This window comes from Actinoplanes utahensis (assembly GCF_016862455.1).
GTDB lineage: Bacteria > Actinomycetota > Actinomycetes > Mycobacteriales > Micromonosporaceae > Actinoplanes > Actinoplanes utahensis.
This window is the reverse complement of record NZ_BOMZ01000084.1, coordinates 28,180-46,778: the sequence shown is the minus strand read 5'-3', so window position 1 is coordinate 46,778 and position 18,599 is coordinate 28,180. Positions and strand designations below refer to the sequence as shown.

Below are 18,599 nucleotides of genomic sequence, written 5' to 3'. Positions count from 1 at the left end.
GGAACATCGGGTACGCCCACAGCATGCGCCGATGATCCTGAAGCTCACCTGAACGCGGCTGAACGGGTTTTCAGGAACCCGATGCGAGTTCAGGGCCGCGGTGGAACGGGCTCCGCGGGAGGCGGTTCGGGTAGCCGTACCAGGAATCTCGCCCCTCCCCACGGGGAGACCGCGACCGAGACCGCCCCACCGTGCGCCACGACGATCTCCTTCACGATGGCCAGGCCGAGGCCGCTGCCGCCCGCATCGCGGGCCCGCGCCTCGTCCAGGCGCACGAACCGTTCGAAGACGCGTTCCCGCTGGTCCTCGGGGACACCATCGCCGTCGTCGTCGACCGTCAGCTCGACCGCGCCGCCGGACGGGCGGACGGCGATCGCCATCGTGTGGCGGGCGTGCCGGGCCGCGTTGTCGGCGAGGTTGCGGACCACCTGGGCCAGCGCTGTCCGGTCGCCGCGGACCCGGCCCGGGCCGACGCCTGTGGTGTCGACGGTGAGCCCGGCCCGGCGCAGCCGTTTCGCCTCCGCCAGCGCCAGATCGTCGAGGTCCACGTCGTGCGCGGGGTGGGTCTCGGCGCCGCCGGTACGGGTGAGCAGCAGCAGCTGGCCGACCAGGCGTTCCATCCGGCCGGACTCCTCCAGCACCGCCTCGGCCAGTTCCCCTTCGGGCAGGGCGCCGGGATGCGAGCGGGCGACCTCGGCGGCCTGCCGGATGCCGGCCAGCGGCGACCGCAGCTCGTGCGAGGCGTCGGCGACGAACCGCTGCTGCCGGTCGCGGGAGTCCTGGAGACGGGCGAGCATCCGGTTCATGGTGTGGGCGAGGCGGTGGATCTCGTCGCGGGACGGCGGCTCGGGAACACGCCGGTCCAGCCGTTCGCCGGTGATCTCCTCGACCTCGCGGCGGATCCGCTCGACCGGGGCGAGGGCGCGGGTCACCACCAGCCAGACGATGCCGCCGATCAGGATCAGGACCACCGGAACGCCGGTCAGCAGCGGGGTGATCAGGGCTTCGGTGGCGTCGTCGACCTCCTCCAGGGAGGCGGCCACCGCGACGGTGTGGCGCCCGGCCTTCTCGGTGACGACGACGTACGGGTCGTCGGAGCCGGGCAGCCGGGTCCGCGCCGTGTCCCGCAGGGGCGCGGCGCGCAGATCCGGGTCGGACGAGCTGACCTCGCCGTCGTCCCCGGAGATCTGCCAGATCAGATCGTCACCGCCGCCGGGGATGAACACCGGTCCCCCGCCGGGGACGGAGCCGAGCTGCTGCGCGATGCTCTCCGCCTGAGCCTCCGCGGCGGCCTCGATCCCGGCGCGCATCGTGGACCGGGTCAGCAGGACCAGCGCGATCGCGCCGCCGGTCAGCGCGATCGTCATCACGATCAGGGCGGCGATCGTGGTCCGCCACCGCACCGACGCCCGTTCAACCACCGTTGCCCTCCAGCCGGTAACCCGCCCCGCGCAGCGTCTGGATAGCCTCCCGGCCGAACGGGCGGTCGATCTTGTTGCGGAGGTGCCTGACGTAGACCTCGACGATGTTCGGGTCGCCGTCGAAGTCGACGTCCCACACCGCCTCGAGGATCTGCCGTTTCGAGACCACGTCGCCGGTGTTGCGGGCCAGGAAGCCCAGCAGCGAGAACTCCCGGGCGGTCAGCTCGATCTCGGTGTCGCCGCGCCACACCCGCCGGGCCGCCGGGTCGATGCGAAGGTCACCGGCGGACAGCTGCACCGGCCGTTCCCGGGCGCCGCGCCGGGCCACCGCCCGCAGCCGCGCCACCAGCACCGGGAACGAGAACGGCTTGGTCAGGTAGTCGTCGGCGCCGGTGTCCAGGCCCTCCACCTGATCCCATTCGCCGTCCTTGGCGGTGAGCATGACGATCGGCGTCCAGTCGCGCTCGGCGCGCAGCGTCGCACACACCTGGTAGCCGTTGACGCCGGGCAGCATCAGGTCGAGAACGATCACGTCGTAGTCGTTCTCCCGGGCCATCCACAGCCCGTCGGTACCGTCGGCGGCCACGTCGACGGCGAACCCCTCGGCTTCCAGGCCGGCCCGCAGCGCCCAGGCGAGCCGTTTCTCATCCTCGACGACCAGTACACGCATCCGGCAATCCTCGCCGAACGCGGCTGAACGCCCGCTGAAACCCGCCGTGCCCGGCCGCCGCGATCACGTGGCCCGGACACGGCCGGCTCGGTGGAGAAGAGCGCAGCTCACGGGACGGAACTGAACTCCGCGGTCCGGTACGCCTCGTAACCGATCACCGCGGGGATCCGGACGTTCAGCTTGCCGGCGGTCTCGGTCAGCATCTGTTCGTGACCGAGGAACCGCCCGGTGGCCGGATCGACGATCAGCGTGTACCGGCTCGGCAGCCCACCCATGTCGGAGAGCAGGGAGAACGCCTGGCCTTGACGGCCCAGCCGGTCGGTGACGACGCCGTCGTAGGTGAGGCCGGGCAGCGCGGCGACGGTTCGCAGCACCGCGGCCTGCACGGCGGGGGTGAGCACCCGCTCCCGGGCCAGGTCGGTGACGGCGACGATGGTCTCGGCCGGCCCGTTCTCCACCGGATGTCCCTGTTGCAGCCATGCGGTGATGCCGTCCACCGGCGGCTTCTCCCGCCACATCCCCGGGAACTGACCGGGCCCGTACCTCTCGGTGTCGTCGAGGTCGAACAACCCGGGCATGCCCTCCAGCAGCCACGCCACCCGGCCCTCGTCCGGGACGTCGTGGCCGCTGGTACGCCGGCCGGAGTCGTCCGGGCCACGCCACGACTCGGTGTGACCCGGCACGACGACGCTGTTCACCAGATCGTCGTCGACCCGCGTCCACAGGTACCAGGACTGGATGGCCAGGTGCTCGTGGTCGCCGCTGCCCGGGGCCGGGGCGGTGGCGGCCCGGTCGGCGATCGCGGTGAGCTGCGCCGCGGCGTCACCGCCGCCGCCCGAGTACGTCAGCAGCGCGGGGGTGACCGCGAAGGCGGGCTGTGGCCGCGGCACGAGGAAATAGGCCAGCAGAACGGCCAGAACCGCCGCGGCTGCCACGACCGGGCGGCGCCGGCGGTTCTTCGCCGGCAGGGACCGCGCGGTGGCCATGATCCGCCGCAGACCGGCTTCCTGATCGGGTTCTCCGGCGAGCGGTGGTCCCGCCGCGGGGTCGAGGGATTCCAGGATTCGGCTGACGTTCACGCGAGTTCTCCTTCCAGGGTGGTGGCGGACAGGGCCGGGGCGAGTTCCCGGCGCAGGCGGGCCCGGGCCCGGTGCAGCCGCATGGCGAACGCCGGGACCGAGCAGTCCAGCGCCCGCGCCGCCTGCCGCAGCGACAGCCCCTCCCAGCTGACCAGGCGCAACGCCTCGGCGTCGGCGTCCGGGAGCCGGTCGAACGCGGCCGCCACACTGAGCCGGCCGGCGACCGTGTCGGCATGGTCGGCCGACTCGCCGTCGGTGTGCCCGGCCACCCGGGCGGCCAGCGACGTGCGGCGTTGCGCGCCGCGCCGCTCGTTGGCCAGCACGTGGCGGGCCGTTCCGTACAGCCAGGGAAGGGGATCCGGCGGCACGTCGCCGATCCGCCGCCACGCCACCAGGAAGACGTCGGCCACGACGTCGCGCACGTCGGCGTCCTCGATGCGGCGCCGCACATATCTCTCGACAGCCGGATAATGATGCCGGTACAGCCGCGTGAAGCGGTCCTCAACAGTGTCCATGTGTCCTCACACCGTGTCTGTGTCCGGCACGCCGGTGGACTTCACACCTGATCCTCGGCTGGTCCTGTCGGCGACGACACTCCACCGGTAGGCGGAGTCAGCCGCCCGGCCGCGGCCTCTAGGGTTCTGGGCCGGTGCAGGTTGCGAGCATGAGGGCGGTGGAAGACGTGATCCGGGTGGTCGTGGTCGACGACGAGGCGCTGGTCCGGTCCGGTTTCAGCCTGATCCTGAACGCCGCCCCGGACGTCGAGGTCGTCGCGGCCACCGGCGGCGCGGGCGCGTTCGACGCGGTCCGCGAGCACCGGCCGCACGTGGTGCTGCTCGACATCCGGATGCCGGACGTCGACGGCCTGACCGTGCTGCGCCTGATCCGGACCCTGCCCGCACCGCCGGTGGTGGCCATGCTCACCACCTTCGACGCCGACGAGTACGTGCTCAGCGCCCTCGACGCCGGCGCCGCCGGATTCCTGCTCAAGGACACCGACCCGGAGGACCTCGCCCAGCTCGTGCGCACCCTGTCGGCCGGTGGCCTGGCGATCTCCTCGAAAGCGTCCCGGACCCTGCTGCGCAACCTGCCCGGCGACACCCCCTGCCGGTTCGAGAGCCTGACCGGCCCGGAACGGGAGGTGCTGCTCCTGCTCGCCGAAGGGCTGTCCAACGCCGACATCGGGGTACGCCTGCACCTGGGCACCGGCACGGTCCGCGCACACGTCAGCGCGCTGCTGGCCAAACTGCGGGTGACCGGCCGGATCCAGGCGGCGCTGCTGGCCCAGCGCGCCGGGCTGCTGGACGGGGTGCGATGAGACCGGGTCCGATGCGGCGGCGGCTCATCGACGCCGGACTGATCGGGCTGGCCGTCCTCGACATCTGGATCGACCTGTGGAGCGATGCGCCGGTCAGCATCGCCTCCGGCGTGATCGGCTGCGCCGCCCTGCTGCTGCGCCGCCGCATGCCCCGGACCGCGTTCGCCCTCACCCTGCCGTGCGCGCTCCTGGAAGCCGCCCTGGTCGCGCCGTTCGTCGCCCTCTACACCCTCGCCGTGCGATCCCGGGACCGCCGGTTCCTCGCCGCCTGCGCCACCCTGTTCGCCCTGGCACAGGCCTCGCCGTCGCCGTTCCAGGACGACCCGGTGATCGACTCGGACACCCTGGTCTACCTCGCCTACGGCGTCGCCACCGCCGCCGTGCCGGTGCTGCTCGGCCAGCTCGTGCTGACCCGCCGCGACCTGTCCCGGCGGATCGAGGAGATCGAAGAGGTCAAGGAGCACGAACGGGTCCTGCACGCCCAGGCCATCCTCGCCCAGGAACGGGCCCAGCTCGCCCGGGAGATGCACGACGTGGTCTCGCACCAGGTCAGCCTGATCGCCGTCCAGGCCGGCGCGCTCCAGGTGGCCGCCCCCGACGAGCCGTCCCGGGAGGCGGCCCGCACCATCCGGTCGCTGAGCGTCGGCACCCTCGACGAGCTGCGCACCATGGTCGCCCTGCTGCGCGGCGCCGGCGACGACACCACCCAGCTCGCCCCGCAGCCCACCCTCGCCGACCTGAAGGCCCTGGTCACCGGCAGCGGCATCGAGGCGGTGCTGACGGGGGACCCCGACCTCACGGTCGGCACACCCGTGCAACGAGCGCTCTACCGTACGGTCCAGGAAGCGCTCACCAACGTCCGCAAACACGCGCCCGGCGCCGCCGCCACCGTCGAGCTCTGGCGCAACGGCCTCACCGCCGGCGTCACCGTCACCAACACCCCGCCGACCCGGCCCGCACTGCCGCTGCCCGGCGCCCGTCAGGGCCTCGTCGGCCTGCAGGAACGCGCCGATCTGCTGAACGGCACGCTGGAGTCCGGCCCGACCGCCGACGGCGGTTTCCAGGTTCGGATGGCGCTGCCGGTGAACTGACGGCCGGTCCGGCACGTTTCCCCCGACGATGGAGACGATCACTTTCGCCCTGGCCGCCGGACTGCTCGCGGCGTTCAACCCGTGCGGTTTCGCGCTGCTGCCCTCGTTCCTGGCGCTGCTGGTGGCCGGCCCCGGCGGCGTGCCGCGGGCGCTGCGCCTGTCCGCCGCCATGACCGCCGGCTTCGTCACGGTCTTCGGGCTGATCGGCGTGCTGTTCAGCGTGACCACCGTCCCGATCCAGCGGCATCTGCCGTGGGCGGCGGTGGTGATGGGGATCGTGCTGGTGCTGCTCGGCGGGTGGTTGCTGGCCGGGCGGGAGCTGGAGGTGCGGCTTCCGAGGCTCGCCGGCGGGTCGCCGTCGCAAACACTACTCGGGTTGTACGGGTACGGCGCCTCCTACGCCGTCGCCTCCCTGTCCTGCACGATCGCGCCGTTCCTGGCCGTGACCGGGCTCGTCACGGGCGCCGGGGAGATCTCGACCGGAATCGCCGCCTTCGGGGCGTACGGCGTGGGCATGGGGTTGATCGTCGGTCTCCTGGCCATGCTGGTGGCCCTGGCGCGCGAGGCGGCCGTGCGCCGCACCCGCGCCGCGCTGCCCTGGATCTCCCGCGTCAGCGGCGGTTTCCTGCTGCTCGCGGGTCTCTACGTCACCTACTACGGCTGGTACGAACTGCGGCTGCTCACCGACCGGACCGCCCGTCACGATCCGGTCGTCACCGCCATGCTGGACGCCCAGGGCGCCGTCACCACCTGGCTCGACACCATCGGAGCCGGTGGGATCGCCCTCGCCTTCGCCCTGGTCGGGATCGCCTCGGCGGCGGTCACGGCGGCCCGGCGTCCCCGGTAGGTCCGGTGTCCGTGGCCGCCGCTCCCGCGCCTTCTCTGAGGACAGCAGCTCGTCTCTTCTTTAGGACAGGACCTCGTCGATGCTGTCGGCGCGCCAGTTGCGCAGCAGCTCGTGGAAGACGACCGGGCCCGGGCCGAACGAGAAGTTCACCGGGCGCGGGTTGCCCTCGCCGTTGTAGTAGCCGGGCGTACATTCCGCCTGGAAGTCGAAGTTCTTCGGGGCGGTCTGGAAGATCGTGGCCGCCCACGCCTCCTCCGCCTCGGCCGACGGCTCGATCCGCTTCGCGCCGCGAGTGTTCGCCTCGGCGACCAGCGCTCCGATGTGGATCGCCTGCTCCTGCAGCACGTGCACGAAGTTGACGGCGGCCGCGTTCTGCAGCGCCCCCAGGTGGAACAGGTTCGGGAAGCCGTGGCTGTAGAAGCCGTGCAGCGTCCGCGGCCCGTTGCGCCAGTGGCCCAGCAGCGGCATGCCGCCCCGCCCGGTGACCGGCAGGGTGCCGGAGACGACACCGGAGATGCCGACCTCGAACCCGGTCGCGAAGATCACCACGTCGACCTCGAACTCCTCGTCACCGACGACGATCCCGGTCGGGGTCATCCGGGTGATGCCGCCGTGGTCCGCGGTGTCGACGAGCGTGACGTTCGGCCGGTTGAAGGTCTGCAGGTAGAAGTCGCTGAACGTGGGGCGCTTGCACATGTAGCGGTACCACGGCTTCAGCTTCTCGGCCGTCTCCCGGTCCTCGACGATGGAGTCCACCCGGGCCCGGATCTGGTCCATCTTGCGGAAGTCGGCGATCTCGTCGAGGTACTCGCGCTCCTCCGCGGAGATCGTCGGGTCGAGCGTGCCGGTGAGCATCTGCCGCTGCAGGCGGGCGGTGGCCGTCCAGCCGTCGTCGATCAGGTCCACGTCGACGTGCCCGCCGGTGACGAGGTTCAGGAAGTTCTCCATCCGCTCCCGCTGCCAGCCCGGCTTGACGCTGTCGATCACCGACTGGTCGGTGGGCCGGTTGCCGCGGTAGTCGACGGTCGACGGGGTGCGCTGGAAGACGTACAGGTGCTCGGCTGCCTCGGCCAGGTGCGGGATCACCTGGATACCGGTGGCGCCGGTGCCGACCACGGCGACCCGCTTGCCGGCCAGACCGGTCAGATTGCCGGACTGGTCACCGCCGGTGTACCCGTAGTCCCACCGGCTGGTGTGGAACGTGTGCCCCCGGAAGTCCTCGATGCCGGGGATGCCGGGCAGCTTCGGCTGGGTCAGCGTGCCCGACGAGATCACCACGTACCGGGAGGTGAACTCGTCGCCGCGGTCGGTCTTCACGGTCCACTCGGCGGCGTCGTCGTCCCAGGTCAGCTCGACCACCCGGGTGTGGAACATGGTGTCGTCGTAGAGCTCGAAGCGCTTCGCGATCGCGATGCAGTGCTGCCGGATCTCCTCGCCCGGCGCGTACCGCCACTTCGGGACGTAACCGACCTCCTCCAGCAGCGGCATGTAGACGGTCGCCTCGATGTCACAGTGGATGCCCGGGTACCGGTTCCAGTACCACGTGCCACCGAAGTCGCCGCCCTCGTCGATCATCCGCAGGTCACGGACACCGGCCTCGCGCAGCTTGGCGCCGGTCAGCAGGCCACCGAAGCCGCCGCCGATCACCGTCGCCTCGACCCGGTCCCGCACCGGCTCCCGTTCCTGGAAGGGCGTGTAGGGGTCCTTCGCGTAGTAACCGAACTCGCCGGCCGCACGCCGGTATTGAGTGGCCCCGTCCGGCCGGATGCGACGGTCACGTTCGGCCCGGTAGCGGGCGCGCAGGGCCTCCAGTTCCTCGGCGCTGAAGCGATGGGGCGAGCTGGGGATGGTGGGGGACATGCTGGGCCCTTCCGCGTGGTTCGTCCGGTGCGCAGATCCGATCAAGCGCCCAATTTAAAGCAACTGCTTGAACTTGTGGAGAGCCCGGGGGTCCGATGTGGCCGGTCCACTTCCGGTTCACCCGTTGTTCGCCGTACGGCACTCAGGTCACCGGTGCACAGTAGAGGCCCTCCAGAGCGTCGATGAGGCTGGTCGCGGTGGCCTCCCAGACGGCGCGGGCGTCGGCGCCGGGCGGCATCGTACGTTCCCGCTGGGCGCAGAAGTGCAGGATCAGCGTGTGCGCCATGTCGTCCCGTTCGGCCTGAACCGCTCCGGTCAAGCCGGGAAGCCGCCGGTGCAGTCCGCCGAACACGGCCTGCAACGCGGGCGCCTCGGCGACCTCGGCAGCCGCCAGCTCCCGCAGATTCGGCTCGGTCATCAGCTGGGCGGCGAACCGGGCGTACCAGCTGGGGTTCCCCAGGTCCGCGAGATGTTCGGTGATCGGCTGGACCACACAGGTCACCCAGTCCCGCAGCCGGGTGCTGTCCCGGTGCTGATCCAGCAGCCGGAGCCGGATCACGTCGGTCGGCTCCGCGTGCCGCCGGATGATCTCGCGAACCAGCTCGTTCTTGCCACCGAAGTGGTAGCCGACGGCGGCGTTGTTTCCCTGCCCGGCCGCCTCACTCACCTGCCGGTTCGACACCGACGCCACACCGTGCACGGCGAACAGCCGCTCCGCCGTCTCCAGGATCCGGACCCGGGTGCTCTCCACCTGCTCGTTGCGCCCTTTGACGTGACTCAATCTCGGCTCCGGTCCTCTGTGTCCCGTACAGGATAGGAGTGCCGTGAATCACGCTCACAGCGGTCTATCAACCGCCCGTTTCAGTCCGGACTTCGTGCGAACCCGTCCTGCCCCGCTCCGTCCTGCCCCGCTCCGCCTTGCCCTGCTCCGCCTTGCCCCGCGCGGCGTCGGCCTCCGGTGCCGCCTCGTGCCGCCTCGTGCCGCCTCGTGCCGCCTCGTGCCGCTTCGGGCTCATCGGCTCGCCGGTGTCCGCGGTGTGGTGAGCTCGTCGCCGAGAGGGGTGCGACGGTAGAGCACCGAGCGGCCCGACCGGGCGCGTTCCACCAGCCCGGAACGGTGCAGGACGGCGAGGTGATCGCCGACCGCGCCGACGGCCATGCCGAGCGCGCGGGACAGGTGGCTCGTGCTCGCCGGGTCGGCGAGCATGGCCAGGATCAGCGCGCGGGAACGGCCGATCAGCGCGGCCAGATGCTCCGGCGCCTGCGGTGGGCCGTGTTCCAGCAGGGTCGCCACGCCGCGGGCCGGGTAGACGATCGCTTTCGGCCAGGGCTCGTCGGGAAACACCGCGTACTCCGGCCAGATGAAGACCGACGGGACCAGCAGCAGACCCGCGCCGCCGAGGTCGGTGACCGGGCCGGAGCGGCCCACCAGATCGATGCCGCCGTCCCGCCAGCGCACTTTCGGGTGCAGGCCGGCCAGCGCGGCGGCCCAGCCCGCGCGGCCCAGATCCGCGGAACGGTGCACGACGTCGCGCTCGCAGAGCAGCCGCAGGCGTGGCCAGTCGCCGGCGAGCAGGACCGCCCACGCGGCCTCCAGGAAGACGGCGATCCGGTCGAGCATGTCCGCCGAGGTCAGGAACGCGCGCGCGGACTCCGGCATGCGGTGGCCGAGGTAGAAGTCGAGCTCCTCGCGCACGCCGCCGGCAGGTGCCGCCCGCAGCGCCGCCAGATCCTCGCCGATCGTCTGGCCGAGCCGCCGCGGTGGCGGGCAGATGAACGTCGCCCCGGACTGCTCGGTGTGCAGGGCGAGGATCGCCTCGAGCGCCGGATCGTCGCGCAGAGTCCGGAACCCGGACCGCAACCGGGACAGCCACGCCTCCGGAATGCCGCGCGGATGCGGCCCGGCCAGGGCACGGATCAGGTTGAGCAGGTCGAAGACGGGGGACAGCGCGAACCTGGTCCGCAGCAGGTCCTCAGCGCCGACCACGAACCGCAACATCCTCCGACCTTACGTCCTGTGGCGAAACATTGGTGTGCGGCCGGCGCCCGGCCCGAGGCTGACGGCATGACCGTCTCGGACCACCAGGCCACCTATCGTGAGGTCTTCGCGGAACCCGTCTTCCGCGCCCTCTTCGTCGCCCGGAGCCTCGCGATCAGCGCGAACTCGCTGCAGATCTTCGCCCTGTCGGTGCTGGTCTATGCGAGCACCGGGTCGCCACTGATGAGCGCCCTCGCGTTCGGGGCGGGTTTCCTGCCGCAGTTCGCCGGCGGTCTGCTGCTCGGCTCGCTGACCGACCGGCTGCCGGCCCGGCCGCTGATCGTCGCCGGCTACCTCGCCGAGGCCGGGCTCGCCGCCACACTCGGCCTGGCCGATCTTCCCGTCCTGGTGAACCTGCTGCTGGTCGCCGTGGTCGCCGCTGTCACCCCGGTGTTCGCCGGAGCGGCGGCGAAGGTCATCGCGGACCGGCTGACCGGCGACGCGTACGTCCTCGGCCGTTCCCTGACCGGCATGTCGTCGTCCGCCGCCCAGTTGCTCGGCCTGGCCGGCGGTGGTGTCGCGGTGGCGGCCCTCGGCGCCGAGGAGGCGTTGCTGTTCGCGGCGGCCTGCCACATCCTCGCCACCCTCATGGTCCGGATCGGTCTGCCGAACGAGCCCGCCGCCGCCCCCGCCGGTCGTGGAGGCGCTGTGCGGGACAGTTGGACGGGCGCGACCGCACTGCTCGGCGACCGGATCATCCGGCGGCTGCTGATCGTCCAGTGGCTGCCGTCGGCGTTCGCGGCCGGGGCGGAGGCGCTGCTCGTCGCGTACGGCGCCCGGCGCGGATTCCCCACCGGCGCCGGAGCCCTGCTGATGGCGGCCTCCCCGGTCGGCATGCTCGTCGGCAACTTCGCGATCGGCCGGCTGGTCCGCCCCGCCCTGCGGGAACGTCTCAGCGCCCCGCTCGTGGTCCTGCTCGGCGCCCCGCTCGTGCTGCTCTTCGCCGATCTACCCCTCCCGGTCACGGTGACCCTGCTGGTACTCGCCGGGACCGGCTTCGCCTACTCCATCGGCATCCAGCGCGAGTTCCTGGAGGCCGCCCCCGAGGCCCGCCGCGGCCAACTGTTCGCCCTGCTCTCCACCGGCCTGATGGCTCTGCAGGGCGTCGGCCCCCTGATCGTCGGCGCTATCGCCGAGGTCACCTCGCCGGCGACCGCCATCGCCCTCGCCGGAATCGCCACCGTCCTGATCGCCCCGATCGTCCACTTCCGTCGGCACCCCGTACCTCGGTAACCGCTCCGACGCCGTGGTCCCGCCCCACCCGGCCGTTCCGCCGCAACCCCGGCCGTTCCGCCGCGACCCCGGCCGCTTCGCCGCGACCCCGGCCGCTCTGCGGCGGTAACCCGGTCGGTTATCGGGTGGCGGGCGGCTGGTGGGTGGCCGATAGGGTGAGGGCGGGCCGTGACTGGCGTTCGGATGGGGCACCATCGGGGAGCGGCCTGCCGACTATGGCTGAGCCGCGCGCCTGGGCGATCCGACGAGTTCCTGGAGCGCTCATGGCCGGACGGAACATCGCCCCGCTGCCCGCCGTCAACGCCGGTTTCCTCGCGGTGCTGATCGGTTTCACGAGTTCCGCCGCGATCGTGTTCAGCGCCGCCCGTGCCGCCGGCGCCGACGACGCCGAGCTCGCCTCCTGGATGCTGGCGCTCTGCGTCGGGATGGGTGTCACCTGTATCGGCCTGTCGCTGCGGTACAAGGCGCCGATCGTGACGGCCTGGTCGACCCCGGGCGCCGCGCTGTTGGCCACCGGCCTGACCGGCCACTCGATGCCGGAGGCGATCGGCGCGTTCGTGGTGTCCGCGGCGCTGATCACCCTCACCGGGGTGACCGGTTGGTTCGGCCGGGTGATGGACCGGGTGCCGACCGAGCTCGCCGCCGCGCTGCTCGCCGGCGTACTGATCCGTTTCGGTATGGGCTTGTTCTCCTCTGCCAACACCGACGTCACGTTGATCCTTGCCATGTTCGGCACCTATCTGCTGTGCCGGCGGTTCCTGCCCCGGTACGCGGTGCTGGCCGCGCTCCTGGTCGGCGTCACCGTGGCCGCCGTGACCGGCACGTTCCGGCCCGGCGCCGTCCGGTTCTCCTGGGCGGAACCGGTCTTCACCATGCCGTCGTTCTCCTGGCAGGCGGTGATCGGGGTGGCAGTGCCGCTGTTCGTGGTCACCATGGCGTCGCAGAACCTGCCGGGGGTGGCGGTGCTGCGCAACGACGGTTACGACGTGCCGGTGTCCCCGCTGATCACCTGGACCGGCACGGTGAACCTGCTGCTGGCCCCGTTCGGCGCGTTCGGTCTCAACCTGGCCGCGATCACGGCGGCGATCTGCACCGGCCCGCAGGCGCTCGCGGATCCGCGCCGCCGCTACCTGGCCGCCGTGTGGGCGGGCGTCTTCTATCTGATCGTCGGGGTTCTCGGCGCCACGATCACCTCGCTGCTCGGCGCGCTGCCCGTCGTGCTGGTGCTCGGGATCGCCGGGATCGGGCTTCTCGGCACCATCGGCAGCTCGCTGAGCACGGCGCTGCGCGGTGACCGCTGGCGGGAGGCGGCCGTCGTCACGCTGCTGGCCACCGCGTCGGGGATCGAGATGCTCGGCATCGGCTCCGCGTTCTGGGGGCTGATCGCGGGTGTGCTCACGGCCGGGGCCACCGGTGCGCTGCGCCGCCGGCCCGACGCGGAACCGGCCGAGGCGCGGCAGGGCGGGCGAGCCCGATAGCCCGGCCGATGGTGTGCGGTGGGGGAGTCGTCCCGGCGTCCGTGGCGGGCACCGTCTCGCCCGGTGGGCGGGGCGCGGTGCGGTGGCTCACGGTTCTCCGGTGGCCGTACCCGATCTTGGTTTCCGCCGGTGCCGGACCGGGGATGGAGCGCGAGCGGCGCGCTCCACGGTGACCCGATGTCCTGTGACGCGGGTCGCGGGGTGACGTGATCGACATAGGGTCTGGCATGGTCGAAGCATGACCCGCATTGACATGGTAATCATACCCATAGAGTATGAATTGCAGGATTCGCAAGATCGACCGGGAGTGCCATGATCACATTCGAGGACGTCGTCAAGGTGTACCCCGGCGGCAGTACGGCGGTGGATCACCTCAGCCTGGAGCTGCCCACCGGCAAGATCACGACACTTGTCGGGCCGTCCGGCTGCGGGAAGACCACGTCCCTGCGGATGATCAACCGGATGGTCACGCCGACCTCCGGGCGGATCCTGATCGACGGCGAGGACGTGGCGGGCAAGGACGAGGCGCTGCTGCGGCGCGGTATCGGTTACGTCATCCAGCACGCCGGGCTCTTCCCGCACCGGACGGTCCTGGACAACGTCGCCACCGTGCCGGTGCTGCTCGGTGAGACCCGCCGGACCGCCCGCACCAAGGCGCTCGTGCTGCTGGAACGGGTCGGGCTCAGCGCGGAATTCGCGAAACGTTATCCGGCGCAGCTCTCCGGCGGGCAGCAGCAGCGGGTCGGGGTGGCCCGGGCACTGGCCGCCGATCCGCCGATCATGCTGATGGACGAGCCGTTCAGCGCGGTCGACCCGGTGGTCCGGGCGCAGCTGCACCAGGAGTTCCTGCGGCTTCAGCAGGATCTGGGCAAGACCATCGCGATGGTCACCCACGACATCGACGAGGCGATCAAGCTGGGCGATCACGTCGCGGTTCTCCGCGCGGGCGGCCACCTGGCCCAGTTCGGTACGCCGCGCGAGTTGCTCGCCGAGCCCGCCGACGATTTCGTCGCCTCGTTCGTCGGCCGGGACCGCGGCCTGCGCAGCCTGTCCTTCGACACGGCCTCGGAGCTGCCGGTGAAGCCGGTCGACGGGCTGTCGCTCGACGACGCCGGCCGGCCGCTGGGCTGGCCCGGCCCCTCCGGGCTGCAGCCCACCGGCGGCGCGTTCACCAAGGAGGATTCGCTGCGCACCGTGACCGACCTGGTGATCAGCTCACCGGTCGGTATCGCCGTGCGGGTCGGCCCGGACGGCGCCGCCGACGGCCTGGTCAGCCACCATGACCTCGCCGACTATCTGGCGAGCCGCCGCTCATGATCCAGTATCTGCGGAACAACTCCGAGATCGTCTGGCTGGCCCTCCAGGAGCATCTGTACCTGGCGTTGCTGCCGGTGCTGCTCGGGTTCGCGATCTCGCTGCCGCTCGGCTATCTCGCGGTCCGGTTCCCGCGGCTGTACCACCCGCTGATCAACACGTTCGGGGTGCTCTACTCGATCCCGTCGCTGGCGCTGTTCGTGTTCCTGCCGGTCCTCCTCGGCACCAAGGTCCTGTCGCCGGTCAACATCGTGGTCGCGCTCACGATCTACACGGTCGCGCTGCTCGCCCGGACCGTCGCCGACGGCCTGCGCGCCGTCGACCCGGTCGTCATCCAGGCCGCCACCGCGATGGGTTACCGCAGGCTGCGCCGCCTCACCGCGGTGGAGCTGCCGATCGCGCTGCCGGTGATCCTCGCCGGGTTGCGGGTCGCCACGGTGTCCAACATCAGCCTGGTCAGCGTCGGCTCGCTGATCGGCATCGGTGGTCTCGGCCAGTTGTTCACCCGCGGGTTCCAGCTGTTCTACATCGAGCCGATCCTGGTCGGCATCATTCTGTCGGTCCTGCTGGCCGGCCTCGCCGACCTGATCATCGTGCTCGTGCAGCGGGCGATCACCCCGTGGACGCGTGCCGCATGAACCTCTCCTATCTCACCGACCCGGCCCACTGGGACCTCAGCGCACCGGGCGGCATCCCGCAGCTGATCCTGTCGCACCTCGGGTACACCGCTCTCGCCCTGCTGCTCGGCGTGATCATCGCGCTGCCGGTCGGACTTTACATCGGCCACACCGGCAAGGGCTCGTTCATCGCGATCAACGCGGGCAACGCCGGCCGGTCGCTGCCCACCCTCGGCCTGCTGATGCTCATGGTCACCCTGCTCGGGCTCGGCCTGCTGCCGGTGCTGATCGCGCTCACCGTGCTGGTCATCCCACCGATCCTGACCTCGGCGTACGCCGGGATGCGCACGCTCGACCACCGGGTCGTCGACGCCGCCCGCGGGATGGGCATGCGCTCCTGGCAGGTGCTGACCCGCGTCGAGCTGCCGATGGCCCTGCCGGTGCTGATGAGCGGCTTCCGCAACGCCGCCCTGCAGGTCGTCGCGACCGCCACCGTGGCGGCCGCGGTCGGGCTCGGCGGGCTGGGCCGGCTGCTCATCGACGGTCTCGCCGTCAACGACTACTCCAGGGTTCTGGCCGGCGCCGTCGTGGTCGCCGGCCTGGCCGTGCTCGTGGATCTGTTCCTGGCGCTCATCCAGCGCTGGATCGTCTCACCCGGATTGAAAGGCTCCTGATGAAACGGTTTTTGACCGCCGTGACCCTGGCCCTCGCCCTCACCGCGTGCGGTACCGACAGTGATCCGCTCGCGCCCTCCACCGGCACCTCGGGTGCCGCGGGCGGCGCGGTCACCGTCGGCTCGGCGAACTTCCCGGAGAGCCAGCTGCTCGCCGAGATCTACTCGCAGGCCCTCGAGGCGAAGGGTGTCAAGGTCACCCGCAAGTTCAACATCGGCGCCCGCGAGGTCTACCTCAAGGCGCTGCAGGACGGCTCGATCTCGCTGCTGCCCGAGTACAACGGCGCGCTGCTCGCGTCGCTGTCCACCGGCGGCGTGCCGGAGGGCGTCTCCAGCCCGGCCGATGTGCTCGCCGCGCTGAAGAAGGTGCTGCCGGCCGGCACCGAGGTCCTCGAGCAGTCGGCCGCCGAGGACAAGGACACCCTGACGGTCACGGCCGAGACCGCCACCAAGAACAACCTCAAGAGCATCGAGGACCTGAAGGCGGTCGCCCCGACGCTGGTGGCCGGAGCCGGGCCCGAGTTCGCCGAGCGGCACCAGGGCCTCAAGGGGCTTGAATCGGTGTACGGGGTGAAGTTCAAGGAGTTCAAGCCGCTGGACGCCGGTGGCCCGCTGACCGTCAACGCGCTCAAGGACGGCGACATCCAGGTCGCCAACATCTTCTCCACCGACTCTTCGATCGTGGCCAACAAGTTCGTCGTCTTGGAGGACCCGAAGAACCTGTTCCTCTCGCAGAACATCATCCCGCTGCTGCGCAGCGAGGCGAACAACCCGACCGTCACCGGCGCTCTCAACGGCGTCTCGGCGAAGCTGACCACGGAGAACCTGACCTCCTACCTGGCCCAGGTGCAGGTGGACAAGAAGGACATCACGGTGGTCGCCAAGGCGTTCCTCACCGAGAACGGCCTGGCTTCGTAGTTTTCGCGGCTTTTCTGAAGTGCCGCCCCGTTTCGGGGCGGCACTTCTTCTGTTTCCGGCAGATGTCTTGACGGGCGCACTCGTTGATATCTATCTTTGCCGCAAAGATTTGCAGAAAGTTTCAGGCCTGTTGCTGCAAGGGCTTGCAAACCCCGTTCCTCCTGGAGGTTGATGTGGACAGTCCCCGCAGGCGACACCGCCTGACCCGCATCCTCGCCGCCACCACCCTCGCGCTCGGCCTCGGCGGCTTCGGTGTCGCCCAGATCGCCGGCAGCCCCGACGCCTTCGCCGCCCCACCCGGCGAGAAGGATGTCACCGCTGTCATGTTCGAGTGGTCGTTCGCGTCGATCGCTCGTGAGTGCACCACCAAACTGGGCCCGCTCGGTTACGGATATGTGCAGGTCTCACCGCCGCAGGAGCACATCCAGGGCAGCCAGTGGTGGACCTCGTACCAGCCGGTGTCGTACAAGATCGCCGGCCGCCTCGGCGATCGCACCGCCTTCGCCGACATGGTCGCCACCTGCCACGCGGCCGGCGTCAAGGTCGTCGTGGACACCGTCATCAACCACATGAGCGCGGGCTCGGGCACCGGCACCGGCGGCACCGCCTACTCCAAGTACAACTACCCCGGCGTCTACTCCGACGCCGACTTCCACGGGTGCCGCAACGCCATCCACGACTACACCAACCGCTCCAACGTCCAGGATTGTGAACTCGTCAACCTGTCCGACCTCAACACCGGCAGCGACTACGTCCGCGGCAAGATCGCGGGCTACATGAACGACCTGACGTCGCTCGGTGTGGACGGGTTCCGTATCGACGCCGCCAAGCACATGTCCGCCGCCGACCTGACCGGCATCAAGGCGAAACTGACGAACCCGGGCGCCTACTGGAAGCAGGAGGCCATCTACGGCGCCGGCGAGGCCGTCCAGCCGGCGGAGTACACCGGCTCCGGCGACGTGCAGGAGTTCCGGTTCGCCTTCGACCTCAAGCGGGTGTTCCTCAACGAGAACCTCGCCTACCTGTCGAACCTCGGCGCCTCCTGGGGTTACCTGCCCAGCAACCAGGCCGCCGTCTTCGTCGACAACCACGACACCGAGCGCAACGACTCGACGCTCAACTACACCGACGGCTCCGCCTACACCCTCGCCCAGGTGTTCACGCTGGCCTGGCCGTTCGGGGCGCCCGACGTCAACTCGGGATACGAGTTCAGCAACCACGACGCCGGCCCGCCCAACGGCGGCACGGTCAACGCCTGCTACACCGACGGCTGGAAATGCCAGCACGCGTGGCGCCAGATCGGCAACATGGTCGGCTTCCGCAACACGGTCCGCGGCACCGCCGTCACCAACTGGTGGAGCAACGGTGGCGACCAGATCGCCTTCGGCCGCGGCAACAAGGGCTACGTCGCGATCAATCACGAGGGCGGTTCGCTGACCCGCACCTTCCAGACATCCCTGCCGGCCGGCACCTACTGCGACGTGCAGCACGGCGACCCGACCAGCGGCGGCGGCTGCACCGGCACCACCTACACGGTCAACGCGTCCGGCCAGTTCAGCGCCACCATCGCCCCGGGGGAGGCGGTCGCCCTCTACGTCGGCGCCAGCGGCCCCGCCCCGTCGCCGTCGGTGTCCTCGCCGTCACCGACCCCGTCGGGCACCGCCACGGCCGGTGCCGGCTTCAACCTCACCGCCGCCACCTCGTACGGCCAGAACATCTTCGTCGTCGGCAACCAGGCCGCACTCGGCAGCTGGGCGCCGGCCAGTGCGATCCCGCTGTCGGCCACCGCCTACCCGGTCTGGAAGGCAACGGTCTCCCTGCCGGCGGGCACGGCGTTCCAGTACAAGTACATCCGCAAGAACGCCGACGGCAGCGTCACCTGGGAATCCGGTGGCAACCGCACCGCCACGGTCCCGTCCAGCGGCCAGGTGGCCCTCAACGACAGCTGGCGTTAGCCGGCACCGTCGGCCCCGGGCCCTGTCACACGCCGGCCCGGACCGGTGCCATCCGGCGCCTCCTCCTCGGCCCGGCCATCCTTCGGG

The 18,599-nt window shown here is 71.0% G+C and carries 17 protein-coding genes and 1 riboswitch; of the genes, 10 read left to right on the top strand and 7 right to left on the bottom strand.

The window, feature by feature from the left end; translation table 11 throughout:
* Positions 1-89: 89 nt before the first annotated feature.
* The 4 genes from Aut01nite_RS29545 to Aut01nite_RS29530 form a co-directional block, all read right to left on the bottom strand.
* Entirely contained in the window at positions 90-1,421 is a 1,332-nt protein-coding gene (locus Aut01nite_RS29545; protein WP_043524212.1) for a sensor histidine kinase, read from the bottom strand.
* Positions 1,414-2,091 carry a response regulator transcription factor gene (locus tag Aut01nite_RS29540; protein ID WP_043524213.1) on the bottom strand — a complete coding sequence of 226 codons (678 nt, stop codon included), beginning with the start codon at positions 2,089-2,091 and terminating at the stop codon, positions 1,414-1,416. The genes Aut01nite_RS29545 and Aut01nite_RS29540 overlap by 8 nt, the downstream gene beginning before the upstream one ends.
* A gap of 107 nt (positions 2,092-2,198) precedes the next feature.
* Positions 2,199-3,170, bottom strand: coding sequence for a CU044_5270 family protein (locus Aut01nite_RS29535; RefSeq protein WP_043524214.1), 972 nt, complete (start codon positions 3,168-3,170; stop codon positions 2,199-2,201).
* On the bottom strand, positions 3,167-3,685 hold the full coding sequence (locus tag Aut01nite_RS29530) for an RNA polymerase sigma factor (protein ID WP_043524215.1): 519 nt from the start codon (positions 3,683-3,685) through the stop codon (positions 3,167-3,169). Before Aut01nite_RS29530 ends, Aut01nite_RS29535 begins: the two co-directional genes overlap by 4 nt.
* 149 nt (positions 3,686-3,834) lie before the next feature.
* Here Aut01nite_RS29530 and Aut01nite_RS29525 point away from each other — a divergent pair, with 149 nt between their 5' ends.
* The 3 genes from Aut01nite_RS29525 to Aut01nite_RS29515 are packed head-to-tail and all read left to right on the top strand — an operon-like array spanning position 3,835 to position 6,426.
* The gene (locus tag Aut01nite_RS29525) at positions 3,835-4,488 is read left to right on the top strand and encodes a response regulator (RefSeq protein ID WP_043524216.1); all 654 of its coding nucleotides are present in this window, start codon (positions 3,835-3,837) and stop codon (positions 4,486-4,488) included.
* Positions 4,489-4,499: 11 nt separating this feature from the next.
* Positions 4,500-5,579 (top strand): sensor histidine kinase, encoded by a 1,080-nt coding sequence (locus tag Aut01nite_RS29520; RefSeq protein WP_043524217.1) that lies wholly within the window; start codon positions 4,500-4,502, stop codon positions 5,577-5,579.
* A gap of 28 nt (positions 5,580-5,607) precedes the next feature.
* The gene (locus Aut01nite_RS29515; RefSeq protein ID WP_043524219.1) at positions 5,608-6,426 is read left to right on the top strand and encodes a cytochrome c biogenesis CcdA family protein; all 819 of its coding nucleotides are present in this window, start codon (positions 5,608-5,610) and stop codon (positions 6,424-6,426) included.
* A 60-nt stretch (positions 6,427-6,486) separates the two neighbouring features.
* Here Aut01nite_RS29515 and Aut01nite_RS29510 read toward each other — a convergent pair whose 3' ends face one another.
* From Aut01nite_RS29510 to Aut01nite_RS29500, 3 genes are all read right to left on the bottom strand, one after another.
* Positions 6,487-8,286 (bottom strand): flavin-containing monooxygenase, encoded by a 1,800-nt coding sequence (locus Aut01nite_RS29510; RefSeq protein WP_043524221.1) that lies wholly within the window; start codon positions 8,284-8,286, stop codon positions 6,487-6,489.
* 142 nt (positions 8,287-8,428) lie between these two features.
* Positions 8,429-9,067, bottom strand: a complete 639-nt coding sequence (locus tag Aut01nite_RS29505) for a TetR/AcrR family transcriptional regulator (RefSeq protein ID WP_043524222.1) — start codon at positions 9,065-9,067, stop codon at positions 8,429-8,431.
* A gap of 231 nt (positions 9,068-9,298) precedes the next feature.
* A complete protein-coding gene (locus Aut01nite_RS29500; RefSeq protein ID WP_043524347.1) occupies positions 9,299-10,285 on the bottom strand; it encodes an ArsR/SmtB family transcription factor in 987 nt (328 codons plus the stop codon).
* Positions 10,286-10,351: 66 nt separating this feature from the next.
* Here Aut01nite_RS29500 and Aut01nite_RS29495 point away from each other — a divergent pair, with 66 nt between their 5' ends.
* The 7 genes from Aut01nite_RS29495 to Aut01nite_RS29465 all read left to right on the top strand — a co-directional run bounded on the left by Aut01nite_RS29495 (position 10,352) and on the right by Aut01nite_RS29465 (position 18,512).
* Complete coding sequence (locus Aut01nite_RS29495) at positions 10,352-11,557, top strand: MFS transporter (protein ID WP_052163521.1); 1,206 nt, start codon at positions 10,352-10,354, stop codon at positions 11,555-11,557.
* Between the two features lie 158 nt (positions 11,558-11,715).
* Positions 11,716-11,802: riboswitch (ZMP/ZTP riboswitch) on the top strand.
* A gap of 18 nt (positions 11,803-11,820) precedes the next feature.
* Positions 11,821-13,035, top strand: a complete 1,215-nt coding sequence (locus tag Aut01nite_RS29490; RefSeq protein ID WP_043524223.1) for a benzoate/H(+) symporter BenE family transporter — start codon at positions 11,821-11,823, stop codon at positions 13,033-13,035.
* Positions 13,036-13,347: 312 nt separating this feature from the next.
* A complete protein-coding gene (locus tag Aut01nite_RS29485) occupies positions 13,348-14,352 on the top strand; it encodes an ABC transporter ATP-binding protein (RefSeq protein WP_204037733.1) in 1,005 nt (334 codons plus the stop codon).
* Positions 14,349-14,987 (top strand): ABC transporter permease, encoded by a 639-nt coding sequence (locus tag Aut01nite_RS29480; protein WP_043524224.1) that lies wholly within the window; start codon positions 14,349-14,351, stop codon positions 14,985-14,987. Before Aut01nite_RS29485 ends, Aut01nite_RS29480 begins: the two co-directional genes overlap by 4 nt.
* Positions 14,984-15,640: an ABC transporter permease gene (locus Aut01nite_RS29475; protein ID WP_043524349.1), complete on the top strand. Its 657-nt coding sequence runs from the start codon at positions 14,984-14,986 to the stop codon at positions 15,638-15,640. The genes Aut01nite_RS29480 and Aut01nite_RS29475 overlap by 4 nt, the downstream gene beginning before the upstream one ends.
* The gene (locus tag Aut01nite_RS29470) at positions 15,640-16,557 is read left to right on the top strand and encodes an ABC transporter substrate-binding protein (protein WP_043524225.1); all 918 of its coding nucleotides are present in this window, start codon (positions 15,640-15,642) and stop codon (positions 16,555-16,557) included. Before Aut01nite_RS29475 ends, Aut01nite_RS29470 begins: the two co-directional genes overlap by 1 nt.
* 173 nt (positions 16,558-16,730) lie before the next feature.
* Positions 16,731-18,512, top strand: a complete 1,782-nt coding sequence (locus Aut01nite_RS29465; protein WP_236642640.1) for a carbohydrate-binding module family 20 domain-containing protein — start codon at positions 16,731-16,733, stop codon at positions 18,510-18,512.
* The last annotated feature ends 87 nt before the right edge of the window (positions 18,513-18,599 follow it).